The 14,445-nt window shown below is 62.1% G+C and carries 13 protein-coding genes; 2 read left to right on the top strand and 11 right to left on the bottom strand.

The features are described from left to right. Positions 1 to 292: 292 nt before the first annotated feature. The 10 genes from H7C19_RS11715 to H7C19_RS11670 form a co-directional block, all read right to left on the bottom strand. Positions 293 to 1,693 carry a sensor histidine kinase gene (locus H7C19_RS11715; RefSeq protein WP_185142827.1) on the bottom strand — a complete coding sequence of 467 codons (1,401 nt, stop codon included), beginning with the start codon at positions 1,691 to 1,693 and terminating at the stop codon, positions 293 to 295. After that, positions 1,690 to 2,364 (bottom strand): response regulator transcription factor, encoded by a 675-nt coding sequence (locus tag H7C19_RS11710; protein WP_185142826.1) that lies wholly within the window; start codon positions 2,362 to 2,364, stop codon positions 1,690 to 1,692. The genes H7C19_RS11715 and H7C19_RS11710 overlap by 4 nt, the downstream gene beginning before the upstream one ends. Positions 2,365 to 2,429: 65 nt before the next feature. Continuing rightward, positions 2,430 to 2,924, bottom strand: a complete 495-nt coding sequence (locus H7C19_RS11705) for a VOC family protein (protein ID WP_185142825.1) — start codon at positions 2,922 to 2,924, stop codon at positions 2,430 to 2,432. A gap of 40 nt (positions 2,925 to 2,964) precedes the next feature. After that, a complete protein-coding gene (locus H7C19_RS11700) occupies positions 2,965 to 3,969 on the bottom strand; it encodes a hypothetical protein (RefSeq protein ID WP_185142824.1) in 1,005 nt (334 codons plus the stop codon). 23 nt (positions 3,970 to 3,992) lie between these two features. After that, the gene (locus H7C19_RS11695) at positions 3,993 to 4,745 is read right to left on the bottom strand and encodes an RNA polymerase sigma factor (RefSeq protein ID WP_313731578.1); all 753 of its coding nucleotides are present in this window, start codon (positions 4,743 to 4,745) and stop codon (positions 3,993 to 3,995) included. Between the two features lie 330 nt (positions 4,746 to 5,075). Then, positions 5,076 to 6,371 carry a CehA/McbA family metallohydrolase gene (locus H7C19_RS11690; RefSeq protein WP_185142823.1) on the bottom strand — a complete coding sequence of 432 codons (1,296 nt, stop codon included), beginning with the start codon at positions 6,369 to 6,371 and terminating at the stop codon, positions 5,076 to 5,078. A 15-nt stretch (positions 6,372 to 6,386) separates the two neighbouring features. Then, entirely contained in the window at positions 6,387 to 7,259 is an 873-nt protein-coding gene (locus H7C19_RS11685) for a carbohydrate ABC transporter permease (protein WP_246469445.1), read from the bottom strand. 1 nt (position 7,260) lies between these two features. Beyond that, positions 7,261 to 8,136, bottom strand: a complete 876-nt coding sequence (locus H7C19_RS11680; protein WP_185142822.1) for an ABC transporter permease subunit — start codon at positions 8,134 to 8,136, stop codon at positions 7,261 to 7,263. 99 nt (positions 8,137 to 8,235) lie between these two features. Continuing rightward, the gene (locus H7C19_RS11675; RefSeq protein ID WP_313731573.1) at positions 8,236 to 9,696 is read right to left on the bottom strand and encodes an extracellular solute-binding protein; all 1,461 of its coding nucleotides are present in this window, start codon (positions 9,694 to 9,696) and stop codon (positions 8,236 to 8,238) included. Further along, positions 9,693 to 10,739, bottom strand: coding sequence for a LacI family DNA-binding transcriptional regulator (locus tag H7C19_RS11670; RefSeq protein WP_185142821.1), 1,047 nt, complete (start codon positions 10,737 to 10,739; stop codon positions 9,693 to 9,695). Before H7C19_RS11670 ends, H7C19_RS11675 begins: the two co-directional genes overlap by 4 nt. 402 nt (positions 10,740 to 11,141) lie before the next feature. Between H7C19_RS11670 and H7C19_RS11665 the strand changes: the two genes are divergently transcribed. Then, entirely contained in the window at positions 11,142 to 11,534 is a 393-nt protein-coding gene (locus tag H7C19_RS11665) for a LysM peptidoglycan-binding domain-containing protein (RefSeq protein WP_185142820.1), read from the top strand. Between the two features lie 224 nt (positions 11,535 to 11,758). Next, on the top strand, positions 11,759 to 12,541 hold the full coding sequence (locus tag H7C19_RS11660; RefSeq protein ID WP_185142819.1) for a YheC/YheD family protein: 783 nt from the start codon (positions 11,759 to 11,761) through the stop codon (positions 12,539 to 12,541). 110 nt (positions 12,542 to 12,651) lie between these two features. Here H7C19_RS11660 and H7C19_RS11655 read toward each other — a convergent pair whose 3' ends face one another. Further along, on the bottom strand, positions 12,652 to 14,100 hold the full coding sequence (locus H7C19_RS11655; protein ID WP_185142818.1) for a serine hydrolase domain-containing protein: 1,449 nt from the start codon (positions 14,098 to 14,100) through the stop codon (positions 12,652 to 12,654). Positions 14,101 to 14,445 lie beyond the last annotated feature (345 nt).

Here is a 14,445-nt window from a genome sequence, read left to right as displayed (position 1 = left end):
GAGAAGGCACCACGAGAAAGAACAACCATCAAGCACCACCAGCGAGCACCACCATCAAGCACCACCAGCAAGCACCACCGGACAGGTCCCAGCCGATGAATTCCGGGCGACCTTTGCCCAACCGAAGACGAATATTCCCTACTATTATTAGGCGTGTATGCCCTGAAAGGGATAATGGCCAAGACCCATTTTCATAAAAAGAGCGCCGGAAGTCCGGCGAGGACTTCCGACGCGCCAACGGTCAAGGGCTGGAAAATCTCTTGCAGCCGCAGTCTTGCAAGACGCCGGTTCGTCAAACCGCCGGTCCTCCGCCCGGCGCCGCGATCCGGCCGATCCGGATCGTCGTGCCGGAAGGACCGCTGCGCACGTCGACGCGCAAGCGCATGTCCTTCAGCATCAGGGCGGCGATCGACAGTCCGATGCCCGCGCCCCGGGATTCCGACTCCCCGGTCATCCCGGGTCCCCGATCGGATATCGCGATGCTTCCGCCCGCTTCCGCGGATACCCGCAAGGCGACGTATCGGCCCTCTCGGGCATGGCGGAGCACGTTCTGCAAGTAGTTGTCGAGAATCCGCTCCATCCATTCGGGGTCAATCTCCCAGTAGACGGCCGTTTCCGGCAAGTCCGTATCGACCTCGAACCCCTCCTGCTCGAAGACGGGGTACCAGCCCGCGAAGTGCGTTCTGGCCATCCGCACGATATCGACGCGCTGCGGGCGGTACGGGTATTGACCGGACGACAGCAGCGTGAAGGAGAACAGGTTCTCGATCAATTGGCCGAGATACGCGGTCTTGCGGTCGATCAGGCCGAGCGACTCGCGCCCCCGCTCGCTGAGCGCCTCCTGGTTCAAGCTATAGGCGTGGCCCCGGATCGCCGTCAGCGGCGTCCGCAGATCGTGGGACAGCTTCGCGATCAAGTCTTGGCGGAGCTCCGTCTCCGCGGCCTCCCGCGCCCGGCTCGCCTCGAGCTTGCGGACCATCTCGTTGAACGCCAGCTCCAGCCGCCCGATCTCGTCTTCGCGGTCCGCGGCGACGGTCTGCGGGATGCCGTCGTCCGTCGGCCAGGCCATCGCCCGCTCCAGCCGTACGAGGCGCCGCCGAATCCGGAGGAAGAACAGCAGCGACACGGACAGGAACAACCCCAGCGCGAGCAGAATGCCTCCCACGTAGATCGTCCCGTAGTTCCTCCGCGTCGCCTCTCCGACCGACTCCAACAAGATCCGCGGAAGCTGCAGCACCATGAAGCCCTGGTCTCGGCCCGATCCGATGAAGGCCACGACGGTGAAGATGTCGCCGCCGCTTCTCGTCTTCATGAACTGGACGGTATAGGACGCGCTCCACGTCGCTGGAAGCTGCAGCGCTTCGGGCAGCCGGAGGCGCGTCGTCCCGCTGCCGTCCACCCAGAACATCTCCGCCTTCGGATAGTCGGCCCGCAGCCGGCGCAGCTCCGCATCGATGCGGGCCGCGGACGCCCCTTCCAGCTTGGCCGCTTCCGCATGCCACATGCGCTCTAGCCGCATGCCGTCGCGGTACCGGTTGTCCGGATCGGCGTTCTGCGTCCAACTGGGGAGCACGAGGAGAATGCCGATCAGCGGGAACGCGAAGGGTAGCAGCAAGAGCGCGGAGAGGACGATCAGCAAGTATTTGTTCAGCAGGGAGTGCTTTAGACGGAGACGGCGCAGCAAGCCCTTCATTGCTTCACCCGGTAGCCGATTCCGCGGATCGTCTCGATGATCGTCGGGTTCCCGGGATCGCGTTCGATCTTCTCCCGGAGGTACCGGATATGCACCATGACGGACTTGTCGCCTTCGATGTAGGGATCTCCCCATACCGCCTCGTAGATCTGTTCCTTCGTCAGGATGAGGTTGGGATTGCGCAGAAAGTAGAGCAGAATCTGCAGCTGCTTCGGCGTCAAGAGAATCTCTTCGCCCGTGCGGCCGTCGACGACCGTCTGACGGTCCGGCGTAACGGCGAGATGCTCGAGCCGGATCGTCCGTCCGGGCTCCCGGCCGTATCGCCGCTGCAGCACGTCCAGCCGGGCGGCCAGCTCGTCCGGGTGGAACGGCTTCGTCAAGTAATCGTCCGCGAACCGCAACCCCTGCAGCTTGTCGTCCACCGAGGTCCGCGCGGACAGCATGAGGATCGGCACGTTCGGAACCTCTTTTTTGATCCGCTGCCCGACCGTGAAGCCGTCCAAGCCCGGCAGCATGACGTCGAGCACGACGAGATCCGCGCGCTTCGCCCGCTCCGCCGCCTCCTCGCCCGAGAGCTGCCAGTCCACTTCATAGCCTCTGCGTTCCAAGTCTTCTTTGACCCAGCGTCCAATATCGCGGTCGTCTTCGATATAGAGCACGCGTTTCTTCATTTGATGCACCGCCTCGTTCTACACAATTGTCCCTATCATAGACGAGCGGTTTCGGGAATGGGAAGTTAAATTTCGTTTAAAGTTGCGCGGTCGGCAGACTCGGAGAAGCTCTGACGGATCGCATCTTGGGGATCCCATATCGACCATGCCGCTTCCAGCAGGTTGCCCTCATTGTCCCGGAAGTAAAAGTACTTTGCTTCTCCGGCTCCCAGCGTGTGCAGGTCATCTACGGCTACGCCCTTCTCCAGGAGCATCCGGTGGGTGCGCGCGATGTCCGGGCAATTCAGGGCCATAATCGGGAAGGGGGTTCCGTTCCGCAAGATTTCGAGCGGCCGAGCGTCGGTCGTCTCGACGAGCAGCAGTGCGATGGCATGCACATGAGGGTGGCGTAGAACGGCGAGGTTAGAGCCCCGCTCTTCGAACTTGTTCTCGAGCTTCATCTCCAAATGCTCCGTATACCAGGCAATCGATTCATCTATTCGCGTCGTCGGGACGTAGGCGTAGCCAATGCGAGTAAAGGCAAATCCCGTCTGCGCTTCTTTCGGTTCCCGCGTTAACATGGAATAATCCTCCTTGGTACGGACATCCGAATTTGACCGCCTAATGCACCCATACCTCCGAATAATAGGCTTTCATAAAGTCGAACAGCTGCTCCAGCACTTTGACGCCTTTCTCCTCCGCCGCTTGGGCGTCCGCGAGCAGGACGACGGCGCGATCGGCGATCTCGGCATCCTGGGGCGTGCCGCCCTGCGGGAACGGGAACAACGATTCCATGCCGCGGAACGCTTCCGCGACGGCTTCGTAGTGCGCGGCGGCCTCCGCCGCCCGCTCCCTGACCATGCGTTCCACGATGTTCGCGCCGTTCCACTGCACGGTCAGCCGCCGCAGGAACTCCGCCGCGAACGCGCGCGCGTCCGCGACGACCTCTACGTTGTAGGCGTTGCCGAACGCGTCGGCCTCCCGCTTGCGCATGACGTCGATCCAGGCGCCGTAGCCGGAGAGACCCATCGCGAACTTGTCTTTGAAGACATGATTCCACTCTTCGCCCCGCGCATGGCTGACGATCATATCGAGGGCCATCCGCAGCATCTCGTACTTGGAGTGCGGCAGGCTCTCCGCGATCGTGACGGCGAACAGCACCCCGATCTTCGATTCGACGAACTGCCGATACGAGATCGTCCCGTCATGGGAGACGTCCTTGGCATGGAACAGCTGCCGTTCGTCGTCATACCCGTAGATAAGGCCGAACTCGGGAATGAACAGATCGAACGCGATCGCCGGCGTGCCCCGGTCGATCGCTTGCTGGACGAGCGCGATCGTCCGCTCCGCCAGCTCGGGCGTGACGGGCATCTCGGCATCCGCAAGGTTGGAGATAAAGCCGAGATTCGCCAGATTGCGCCGCAGAATGTATCCCCCGGGGAACGAGGTCGGTCCCGCCGCGTGAATCTGCTTCGGATCGATGTTCAACCGGAACGCGTGCCCGGTCAGGCCCATGACGTCGACCAGCGTCAGATGCTTTTTGTCGGTGTAGCTCACGGCGCCATAGATCGCAGAGGCCGCCGTCGTCATCGTTTTGGTCCAATCCTTCTCCGTTGCTGCTGTCATTTGCCGATTCCTCCTTCGTTTGGTTACGGTGGCGGAGCAAGAATCCGCTTCGGCGGCAGTCCGAGCTCCGACCGCCTCTGGACGTAGTCCCGGATGGCGATCCGGATCCGCTCCCGCTGCAGCTTGACCCGCGAACGGGACAGCGAGTTGTAGACGTTGGCGGTCGACGTATGGAACAGCGTCGCGATCTCGGAAGGCGGAAGCTCGCCGAAGAAACGGGCCTCGAAGATGCCGCGTTCCCGTTTGTTCAGGCATTGGAGCAGCAGGCGAATGCTCTGCAGCATCTCTTTGCGCACGAGGCACGCTTCCGGATTAGTCAGCCTCCTGGCTTCCTCCGCCGCGTGATCCATCAACCGGAAGAGAATGCGGTCGAGGTCGTGCCAATCGGACGGATTCGGATCCCGCTCGGGTCTCCCGGCCGGAGCCGACAGTCCGGTGACCGGAATCTCCCTGCCGTTCGGCCCTCCCCGCCGCAGCTTCATATACGCCTGATTGCGCACGATGCGGTGGAACCAGGGCATGAACCGCCCGGTATCCATGAGCGTCCCCAGATGCAGAAACGCCCGGATCAGCGCTTCTTGCACGACGTCCTCCGCCAGGTGCGCATCCCGCGTCAAAGCGCCCGCCAGTCCCAAGGCTTCGGCCCGATGCCGCCGGACCAGCTCGCCGAAGGCTTCCCGGTCGCCGGAGCGCGCCCGATCGACCAACTCTCTCTCCACGCTCTCGTTCGCGGATGCAGGTTCCGGATTTGCCCGTTCGAGCGTCAAGTAATCCACGTTCTCCCCTCCGTCTATACAGATGCCGGCGGCGGTCCGGATCTATCACGCATCCAAAAAAAGATTTGGCGATATCTGTAACGGCTTCCAATACACCTAATATAGCATCTCTTAGGGGGTCTTCGGTGCGCGGAAAGGAAGAAAAGCGAGTTAAGCTCGCATCGCCGTTCGCGAGCGGACGGCAAAAAGGGATGAGCAGCGCGTGCGCTGCTTCATCCCTTTCGGTTGGCGGTTCGCTGCCGCCCGGCGTGACCGGATGGTCCGGTTGCCTCGGGCGGCGGCGTTCTGGACCGCGTATTTCGTCCGTCGGCGCGAGGGAGCCGGAATCGCTTAGTCCGTCGATTCCCCCCGATCGTTCCCGCCCTGCATATAGATCGGATTGGTCAAGCACGACAGGATCTCGCGTTCCCATTCCGGCAAGTATCGGTACGCTTCCGCGCGGTAGAACAGTCGGTCCGTCGGCACCCGGAAGACGAATTCCCCTTCGCGCTCGACCGTCCATTCCCGCTCCAGTCCGCGGTCGGACCATACCCGGACGGTATCCCCTGCCGCGCCGGTCACGGTCACGGACAGCGCCGTCTCCGTCTGGCCGTCATCCGACCGCGTATCGCCGATGCCCGCTTCGCCGATCGCAAGATCGACGAACGTCTCGTCCGGCGCGAAGGAGAGCACGACGCGTCCGGCGCGGACCGCGTCGAGGATGGCCGCCTTGGAAGCCGCTTCCGCACGGACGTGCGTGGTCGGCATGCCGTGCGCGACAAGGGGGTGCGGCGCATGGGTATCGCTCCCGCCGATCGCGACGATGCGGCGGCCGGTAACGAGCTGCTCGTGCCACCAGCGCACGGCCGTCTCGTTCAGCGGACGCCAAGGCCCGTTCCACACCTCGATCGCGTCGTACGGCACAACGAATCCGAGCTCCCAAGGACAGTCCGGGCAGAACGGATGATTCAGCGACACCAGGGCGCCGGACTCTTGCGCCCGTCGAAGCGCCTCCGCCGCGCGATCCGGCGTCAAGACGCGGAAATCGTCCAGCGCGTCGAGCCGTCCGAGCAGGTTGGCGTGCCCCTTGTAGCTGGTCAGCTCCACGCCCGGGATGAGGACGAGGCGGTCGTCGGCCGCAAGCGTCGCGCGGTTCTGCGAAGCGTTGTTGTGATCCGTGAAGGCGACGAAGTCGAGCCCCTTGTCCTTGCAAGACCGGATCGCGTCTGCGACCTCGTACGCGCCGTCGCTGTGGACGCCGTGCATGTGCAGGTCGCCCTTCAGCCACCGCGGATGCTCGCGCACGATCGTCAGCTCCATCTCCACCTCGCACCCGTCATCGGGCACGCGGTAAGCGCCCAGCAGGACGCGCCACTGCCCGGATGGAATCGGGCCGGCCAAGTAGCCCGGCGTCGCCGTGTCCAGGCCGACGAAGAAGGAAGCCCGCGCGCCGCCGCTCCAGCCGACGATCCGCTCCGGCGAGCGGAGCCCGATGTCGATGACCGTCCGGCCGTCCGGACGCTCGTACGCATAGCGGACTTCGATCCGCTCGACGTCGCCTTCGACCGCGAAGGGCACCTCGGGGTACGTTTTCTCTTCCGTTTTATCGATGAATCGGCGCAAGACGATCGTCTCGGCATGTGGCATGGCAGAATGCCTCCTCTATTCTTTGTTCGCCCCTAGCATGAGCCCCTTCATGAAGTACCGCTGCACGAACGGATAGATCGCCAGCAGCGGGATTATCGAGATGAGGATGCCGGCCATTCGCACGTTCGTCGTGACGAGGAAGTTGCTCGACGTCGCGCTGGCGTCGACGATCATGGATTTGAGCGCGACCTGGAGCGTATTTTTGGCCGGATCGTTGATGAACAGCACCGGCGCCGTCAGCATGTTCCAGCGGCTCACGAATTCGAACAGCGTGACCGTGGCGAGCCCCGTCTTGGCCAACCGCATATACATCGAGGCGAAGATCCGCAGCGGGCCCGCGCCGTCGATCTGCGCCGACTCGGACATCTCGTAGGGGACGCCAAGGAAGTAATTGCGCATGAGCAGGATGGAGAACCCGGAGATCATGCCCGACAGGATAAGCGAGCCTAGCGTATTAATGAGATGCAGGTCTTTGTTGACCAAGTACAGCGGGATCAGGATCGCATCCTGCGGAATCATCATCGTGAGCAGAATGAACGAGACCATGATCTTCTTGCCCGGCAAGTGCGGCTGGATAAGCACGTACCCGGCCATGCTGGACAGCAGCACGTGCAGCGCCGTCCCGGCGACGGTCACGATGACGCTGTTCGCGAAGGGACGCTTGAGGTCCAAGCTGTGCCACACCGTCGCGAATCCTTCGACGCTGAAGTCCTTCGGGAACAGAATGATATCGGGCCGCATCGAAGCCATCCCGGAGGAAAAGGCGAGCGCGGCGACGTTCAGGAACGGCACGATCATCGTCAGCATCAATACGATCAGAAAGACCGCGTTCAGGACGTCGAACGTCCTGTTTTTCCACCCCATGCGTTCAAATCGTTCGATTCCCATGTTACACCTCGTCAAAACGCGTCATTCGGCGGACGACGACCGTGAGCAGCAGCGTGAACAGGACGACGAAGAAGCTCGCCGCGGCGGCCGGGCCGATGCGGATCTCCATGATCCCTTTCTGGAACGTATACATCATCAGCACGTCGACCTTGCTCGCGATCGCCGGATTGCGCATCACGAAGATCTGATCGAAGATGCGGAACAAGCCCAGCGTGTTCAGGAGCAGAATCACCTTCATCGTGCTCAGCAGCTGGGGCAGCGTCACGTACCGCAGCTGCTGCCAGCGCGTGGCGCCGTCCATGCGCGCCGCCTCGAACAGCGACGGACTGATCGCGACGATCCCGGCCAGGAACAGGATGCAGTTGTAGCCCATGTCCTTCCAGACGGCCGATCCGACCATGACGACCCGCGCCCAGCCCTCCTCCGCCATGAAGTTGATCGGCGCGAGGCCGAACCCCTTCGCCAGCAGCAGGTTCACGAGCCCGGTGTCCGGGGACAGCAGGAAGATGCAGATGCCGCCGATAACGACCCACGACAGCAGATGAGGGACGTAAAGGACGAGCTGCGCCGTCTTTTTGAACCCCCGGCTCCACACCTCGTTCAGCGAGAGCGCCACGATCAGCGGCGCGAGAAAGCCGGCGACGAGGATCCCGCCCCCGATCGCGAGCGTGTTCCACAGTGCGTTCCAGAAGGTCGGATCGTGCGCCACCGTCTCATAATTGTCAAAGCCGATATAGGGTCTATCCCCCATCAGCTTGTAATCCTGGAAGCTGGCTTGAAGTCCTCTCGCGAGCGGATAATAGGCGAACAGGACGAAGTACAGAACGACGGGAACCATCATGATGTAGAGCATGCCTTGCCGCTTGAGCGTCCTCATCGGGTCTCGCCCCCCTTTCTCTGCGATTGCCGGATGACCGCCGATGGACGGGAAGCCGCGCTTCCCGTCCGTCCTTGGTTCATCGCGATGCAGCTTCGGTTATTCGTCGATCAACTTGGCGTCTTTCAGTTCCTTCTGCATCTTGGCGACGGCGTCCTTGGCCGCCATCTGGCCGGACATCGCCTTCAGCGCATAGTTCGTGACGATCTTCTCCGCGTCGGGCCACGTGTCGAGCGCAAGCTCCAGCGTCGCGTATTGCTTAGACAGCGCCATCGCTTCCGTCACGCCCGGCAGCGGCGGGAACGGCGACTTGACGTTCGCGTTGTACCAGTACGGGACGCCGTGATCCATGTTCGCCGCCTTGCCGGTCTCCGTTAGCGTATAGGTCCCGTTGTCGACCGTATAATCCTGCCCTTCGACGCCCAGGCTGCCGAGGGTGATCCCTTCCTTGGTGTGCCAGAATTCCAGGAACTTCTTGGCGGCGTCCGGATGCGGCGCGTTCGCCGGAATGATCCAGAAGTCCGGATCGCCGCGGCGCATGAGGATCGTGCCGTCCGAAGCCGGAATACTCGCCATGCCGGCGGCGACGAACGTCGTCTTCGGGTCCTCCTGCTGTTTCAGATTGTTGAACATGCCGACCCAAGCGTCCCAGTAGGTGATCATGCCGACGCGGTCGGTGAGGAACAGGTTGCGCATCTTCGCCGTATCGTTGGTGATAAAGTTCGGATCCATGATGCCTTCCTTCACCAGCTTCGCGAACCATTCGTACATCGGAATCGCGGCGTCCGACGCGTAGGGGATCGTCCGCTTGCCGTCTTTCATGACGTAGCGGTATTTGAGGCCGGCCGCGCTCATGATGCCCTGGATGTCGTAAAGGCCCGACGTGCTCAGTCCGTACGTGTTCGGCTTGCCGTCGCCGTCCGGGTCGCCGTCCTTGAACGCCTTCAGGACGTTGTACAACTCATCCAGCGTCTTCGGCTCCTGCAGCTTCAACTTGTCCAGCCAATCCTTGCGGACGATGGGCATCGTCGCGCCTTGGAATTTGGAGAAGACGCCGTAGATCTTGCCGTCCGCTCCTTTGAGCTGCTCCCACTCGCCGGACGGGATGACCGAAGGATCGGACAGCTCGGCCGAGCCTTGGACGAAGTCCGTCAGGTCGGTGACGACGCCCTGCGCGATGAACGCGCGGAGCTTGGCGACGTCGCTGACCTCGATCAAGTCGTACTTGGCGCCCGAGCCGAGCGCCGTCAGCACCTTCTGGTCGTAGTCGCTGGCGGGCTTGTCGAGCGTCACGTCCAGTCCGGTCAGGCTGCCGATCGCTTTGGCGAATTCCGTGTTGCCTTCCGGCGTCTTGCCGCCGACGTTGCCGGCGAGGATCGCCAGCTTGCCGCCTGCGGCGGGCGACGAAGCCCCGCCGGAAGCCGACGGTGAAGCGGCGGAATCGGATGGCGACGCGGCGGAAGGGGAAGCGTTCGCTCCGTTCTCTTTTCCGCCGCAGGCGGACAATAGCAGGGCGGAGGCGGTCGTTACCGTCAATAAAGCATGGATTTTCCTTTTCACGAATGAATCCCTCCATAAGGTAAAGTTGGCGCCGCGCACGAACTGCGGATGACCATGTCGGTCGGGACGATCGTGCGCTTCACGGTCTTGTCGTCTTCGCGCATCCGCTCGAGCAGCAGAAGCGCCGCCTCCCGCCCCAGCCGTTCGGCATGAAGCCGGACGCCCGTGAGAGGCGGCGCGAACTCCGGGGAGAAGACCGAATCGTCGCTGAACGCGAGCACGGACAGGGCGTCCGGGATGCGGATGCCGAGCGACTCCGCCGCCTTGTAGGCGCCGAGCGCCATCGTATCGGTATCCGCGATGACGGCCGAGATGTCCGGCTCCTCGCGCAGGGCGCGCAGCGTCGTCTCGTAGCCGAAGTCCAGCGACGAGCTGTCGGCATCCGGCTTGTAGACGATTCTGCGCGACGCTTCGGGAATGCCGGCGGCGCTCGCGGCGGCGAGGAAGCCGCGCGCCCGGTCGTCCGCAACGGTCCGGTGTGCCGGCGCGTTCAGGAACAGGAAGCTGCGGTGGCCGAGCCCGAGAAGGTACCGGGTGGTCTCGACCGTCATGCCGACGTTGTCGTTATCCACATAGGCGACGCGGTTCTCGAATTCGGGCGCCGGGCGGCCGATCACGACGACGGGCATCTCACCGGTCAACCGCTCCGCGATCCGGGGGTCGTCGGTCTGGGGATCGAGCAGGATCTCCCCGTCGATCGGATCGGTAGACAGATGCTCGGTCCTGTTCAGATAGGAGAGCGGCAGCGTATTGACGAGCAGCCGGTATCCGTTGTCGTAGCAGACGCCGAGGACGCCGTTGAGCAGCGAGAGGTGGAATTGGCTGAATTTGAACTTCTCGCCCGGAATGTTGATTCCGATAATCCGGGTCGCCTTGCTCGCGAGGCTGCGCGCCCAATAATTCGGCTTGTAATTCAGCGACTTGGCGGCCGCCATCACCCGCTCGGTCACTTCCCGGCTAATCGGGCGTTTCTTGCTGAATACGCTGGAGACGGTGCCTTTGGATACGCCGGACGCTCTCGCGACATCTTCGATCGTTGCCATATCATAAGCCTTTCTTGTCTCCCCGGCGGAGAGTTGGTGGGTGGGGTCGCACGACCGTTCGTTAAACCGGTTTAATAGATACTTAGACGGGTGCACCGCATTTTTTTCGCTTTTCCACCCCCGGCTATCGCAGTTTGCGTCATCTTTCGCACAAGCCTCATATTAAACCGGTTTTATCAACCGTGAATTACGGGATTGTTATCCCTATGTTAGCTTTTTGCCGAATAGACCGATAAAATAAAGCGCTTACCCCACATGGAAATCCCGCTGCTCTTCGAATGGGGCAAGATGCCCGCAAGCCGACTTTGGCCGGACCAAGCCCATTTTCGCCCAAATGCGTCACCGAATTCGGGTCTATGCTATAGCCTATAGAGACAAATGACCCTATTGGAGGTTTTCACGATGGATCGTGGCTTTTTCCCTGGCGGCGGATTTGGCCGGCCGTTCTTCCGTCCTTTCCCCCATCCGTTTTTCCCGAACCGTTTCTTGTTCCCGTTTTTCTTTTTCTCGCCGTTCGGCTTTCCCTTCTTCCGCGACGGGCAGTCGGATGACGCCCTGTTCGCGCAGCACCAAGCTGTTGCGGGCGATACGCTCGCTTCGGTCTGCCACCGTTACAACATGCCGCATGCCATCCTGGAAGAAGCCAATCCGCATCTGTCGAATCCGAATCAACTGAGAGCGGGGGAGACGGTGTACATTCCCCGAATCTCGCACATGCTCTGCCAGAAAACCTATTCGGAAATGTCGGCTCCCATGCAGCAGCAAGCGGCGATGCACCACGGTCATCACGGTTGATCGCAGGCACGGAGAGACAGCACGGTTGATCACAGGAACGGGGAGACATCGCGGTTGATCTCGGGAATGTAGAAACTGCACCGTTGATCGACGAATAGGAGAGAAGCCCCGCCTGCGTCCGATTCGGGCGCTGACGGGGCTTCTCTATTGACGGGCTTGATGATCCTCGGATGCCTAGCGCCGGGTACATCGCACTAGAATACACTAAGGCTGGAGGTGATCGGATGAGCCGATCCGGCAGCCTGACGGTCCACAGCAAATGGGCCAAGACGAAGGCCATTTTGCGCAGCGGAGACGTGCGGTCCTACGTGCCGGATACGCGGCGGATGACGGCGGCCGCCCTGCGCGAGATGCTCTCGCGTTACCGGATGGTCTACATCAAGCCGAATTCGGGGATGTTCGGAAACGGCGTGATGCGAGTGGAGCGGCGCTCGCAGAACGGAAAAACCCTGTACAGCTACCAGCACGATAAGAAACGGCGTGAGTTCCGCGATTTCGGTACCCTTTTCGCCTCGATCGGCCGGCACAAGCGCAAAGGCGCGTACCTCGTGCAGAAGGGCATTCCCTTGCTCACCTATCGCGGGAGACGATTCGATATCCGCGTCATGATTCAGCGAAACGCCAAGCGGGCCTGGGAAGCGACCGGCATCATCGGACGCCTCTCCCATCCCGCCAAGATCGTGACGAATTACCATAGCGGGGGCACGCCGATGAGCATTCGGACGTTGCTGAAGCCCCAGCTAGGCGTTCAGCGAATCGCCAAGCTCGAGCGTACCTTGGCACAGGTGGGCAGAGCCTCCGCGACGGCACTGAGCCGCGTCTATCCGCGGATCAATATGGTCGGGGCGGATATCGGCCTGGACGCCGGCTACAAGCCGTGGATCATCGAGCTCAACACGAGCCCGGACCCTTACCTGTTCCGGCATCTGCCGGACAAGAGCACGCACCGCAAAGTGCTGCGTTACGCCCGCGCGCTCGGACGCATACCGAAGCGCAAATCCAAATAAGCGCCGAACGCGACGGAACGCGCAACCCCAAAAAGCATGCTGCCACTAGAGCAGCATGCTTGGGGGTACGCGGGAAGCTCGCCAAGGCAAGCGTCTGCGCGAGCGCCGCTTTAGCCGTCGGCGCGTCCCTTCCACGATCCTAGCGACGAGACGAAAACGTCGTAGTCCCGCTTGATCGCGATTTGCGCTTCTCCTTCGCGATCGAATCGAATCTCGATCGTATTGACATAGGCCGTCCTAAGCGGCCGGATCGTCAGCTTCAACGTTCCGTCGGACGTCCAAGTGGCGCTAGCCGCGCAAGCGGCGCGATCGTCGGTTGAGCCGTTCACGACCCAAGCGCCGCGTCCGAAACGCACCTGGGCCTCGCCCCGCTCACTCGTCCAAGCGAGGACGACTTCTTCCTCGCCGCAGGTCACTGTCGCTTCTCTTAGTCCAAGCCCATTCGCTTCGAACGCATAACGTCGCCCGTCGACCGCCGGTTCCGTGGCCGATCGGTCGATCTCGCGCGGGGCGGCGATCCGAAGGGATGCCGCCGTCTCTTGGAGGAGGCGCTCGCCTTCCGGGTCCGGCGCGAGCGGCCCATCCGCGCCTTCCAGCAAGGGCAGCAGCTGCGCCCAGATGAGATCGAGGATCGGCTGCGACTCGTACATCGCGGAGGTGAAGGCAAAGACCGCGTCCTGCCGCGGCAGGATGAGGATGAATTGGCCGAATGCCCCGTCCGCGCGGAAAGCGCCGTGACGGCAGCGCCAGAACTGGTAGCCGTACCCCTGTGCCCAATCATGATCTTCGTCCGGCTGCGCCGCCGTCGCGATGCGGACGCCCGTGGCCTCTTCGATCCATGCTTCGCTCAGCAGCCGTTCGCCGTTCCACGTCCCCTTGTTCAGATACAGCTGGCCGAACTTGGCATAGCTCTCCGCAGAGATGCTGAGCCCCCAGCCGCCGACCGTAATCCCGAGCGGACAAGTCTGCCAAGTCGCTTCCCGGATGCCGAGCGGTTCGAACAGGCGCGGCTTGGCGTAGTCGAACAGCGTCATGCCCGTCACGCGCTGCAAGATGGCGGACAGCATGTACGTCGCGCCGCTATTGTAGAGGAAGCGCGTGCCCGGCGCTTCTTCGACGGGCGCGTGCAGGAAGGTCCGCACCCAATCCTTCTTCAGCGCGAGCTCTTGCTCGAATAGGTTCAACGTGTCCACCTGATGGCCGGTCGACATCGTGAGGAGATGCTTCACCCGCATTGCCGCGAGGTGCTCGCTAGGTTCGGACGGCGACTGGTCCGGGAAGAAGGCGATGACCTGGTCTTCCACGGATAACAAGCCCTCCGCAACCGCCATGCCGATCGCCGTGGAGGCGAAGCTTTTGCTTACCGAGTTGCTCAGCCGGGGCAGCGTCGACGAATACGGCGCCCAGCCCCCTTCGGCAATGATGCGGCCGTGCCGCAGCAGCACGAAAGCGTCGATCTCTTGATCGCATCCGTCAAGCGCTTCCAGAAATGCCGCGAGCCCGCGCGAGGACACGCCCTCTCGTTCCGGCGCGCTGCCGATTAGATCCGTATTCCCCATTGCCGTAGACCTCCTTGGGATATGCGCTTTCTGCCCCATTATCAACCATTCCCGCTCGGCTGCCAACCCCCCCTTTTTCGAATCGAGCGACTATTCGCATGCTAATTACGCCGAGCTGCTGAGCTTACAATGCGTAAGCTGTTAATATCGGCTTACAGCTCGCCGCCAGGCGATTCTGCTTCGCGTAAGCCGTAAATATCGGCTTACAGCTCGCCGCCAGGCGATTCCGCCGCGCGTAAGCCGAAAATATCGGCTTACAGCTCGTCGCTAGGCGATTCTGCTTCGCGTATGCCGATAAAACCGGTTTATCCGCTGCCGCCGAAAAAGGCGCCTCTAGTCATCTCA

Source organism: Cohnella nanjingensis (assembly GCF_014212125.1).
Lineage (GTDB): Bacteria > Bacillota > Bacilli > Paenibacillales > Paenibacillaceae > Cohnella > Cohnella nanjingensis.
Note: the sequence above shows the minus strand (reverse complement) of the source record. Positions and strands in the feature narration are given on the sequence as shown.

Coding starts and splice junctions, on each gene's coding strand:
- H7C19_RS11715 (WP_185142827.1), bottom strand. CDS start 1,693: ATGAAGGGCTTGCTGCGCCGTCTCCGTCTAAAGCACTCCCTGCTGAAC.
- H7C19_RS11710 (WP_185142826.1), bottom strand. CDS start 2,364: ATGAAGAAACGCGTGCTCTATATCGAAGACGACCGCGATATTGGACGC.
- H7C19_RS11705 (WP_185142825.1), bottom strand. CDS start 2,924: ATGTTAACGCGGGAACCGAAAGAAGCGCAGACGGGATTTGCCTTTACT.
- H7C19_RS11700 (WP_185142824.1), bottom strand. CDS start 3,969: ATGACAGCAGCAACGGAGAAGGATTGGACCAAAACGATGACGACGGCG.
- H7C19_RS11690 (WP_185142823.1), bottom strand. CDS start 6,371: ATGCCACATGCCGAGACGATCGTCTTGCGCCGATTCATCGATAAAACG.
- H7C19_RS11685 (WP_246469445.1), bottom strand. CDS start 7,259: ATGGGAATCGAACGATTTGAACGCATGGGGTGGAAAAACAGGACGTTC.
- H7C19_RS11680 (WP_185142822.1), bottom strand. CDS start 8,136: ATGAGGACGCTCAAGCGGCAAGGCATGCTCTACATCATGATGGTTCCC.
- H7C19_RS11670 (WP_185142821.1), bottom strand. CDS start 10,739: ATGGCAACGATCGAAGATGTCGCGAGAGCGTCCGGCGTATCCAAAGGC.
- H7C19_RS11665 (WP_185142820.1), top strand. CDS start 11,142: ATGGATCGTGGCTTTTTCCCTGGCGGCGGATTTGGCCGGCCGTTCTTC.
- H7C19_RS11660 (WP_185142819.1), top strand. CDS start 11,759: ATGAGCCGATCCGGCAGCCTGACGGTCCACAGCAAATGGGCCAAGACG.
- H7C19_RS11655 (WP_185142818.1), bottom strand. CDS start 14,100: ATGGGGAATACGGATCTAATCGGCAGCGCGCCGGAACGAGAGGGCGTG.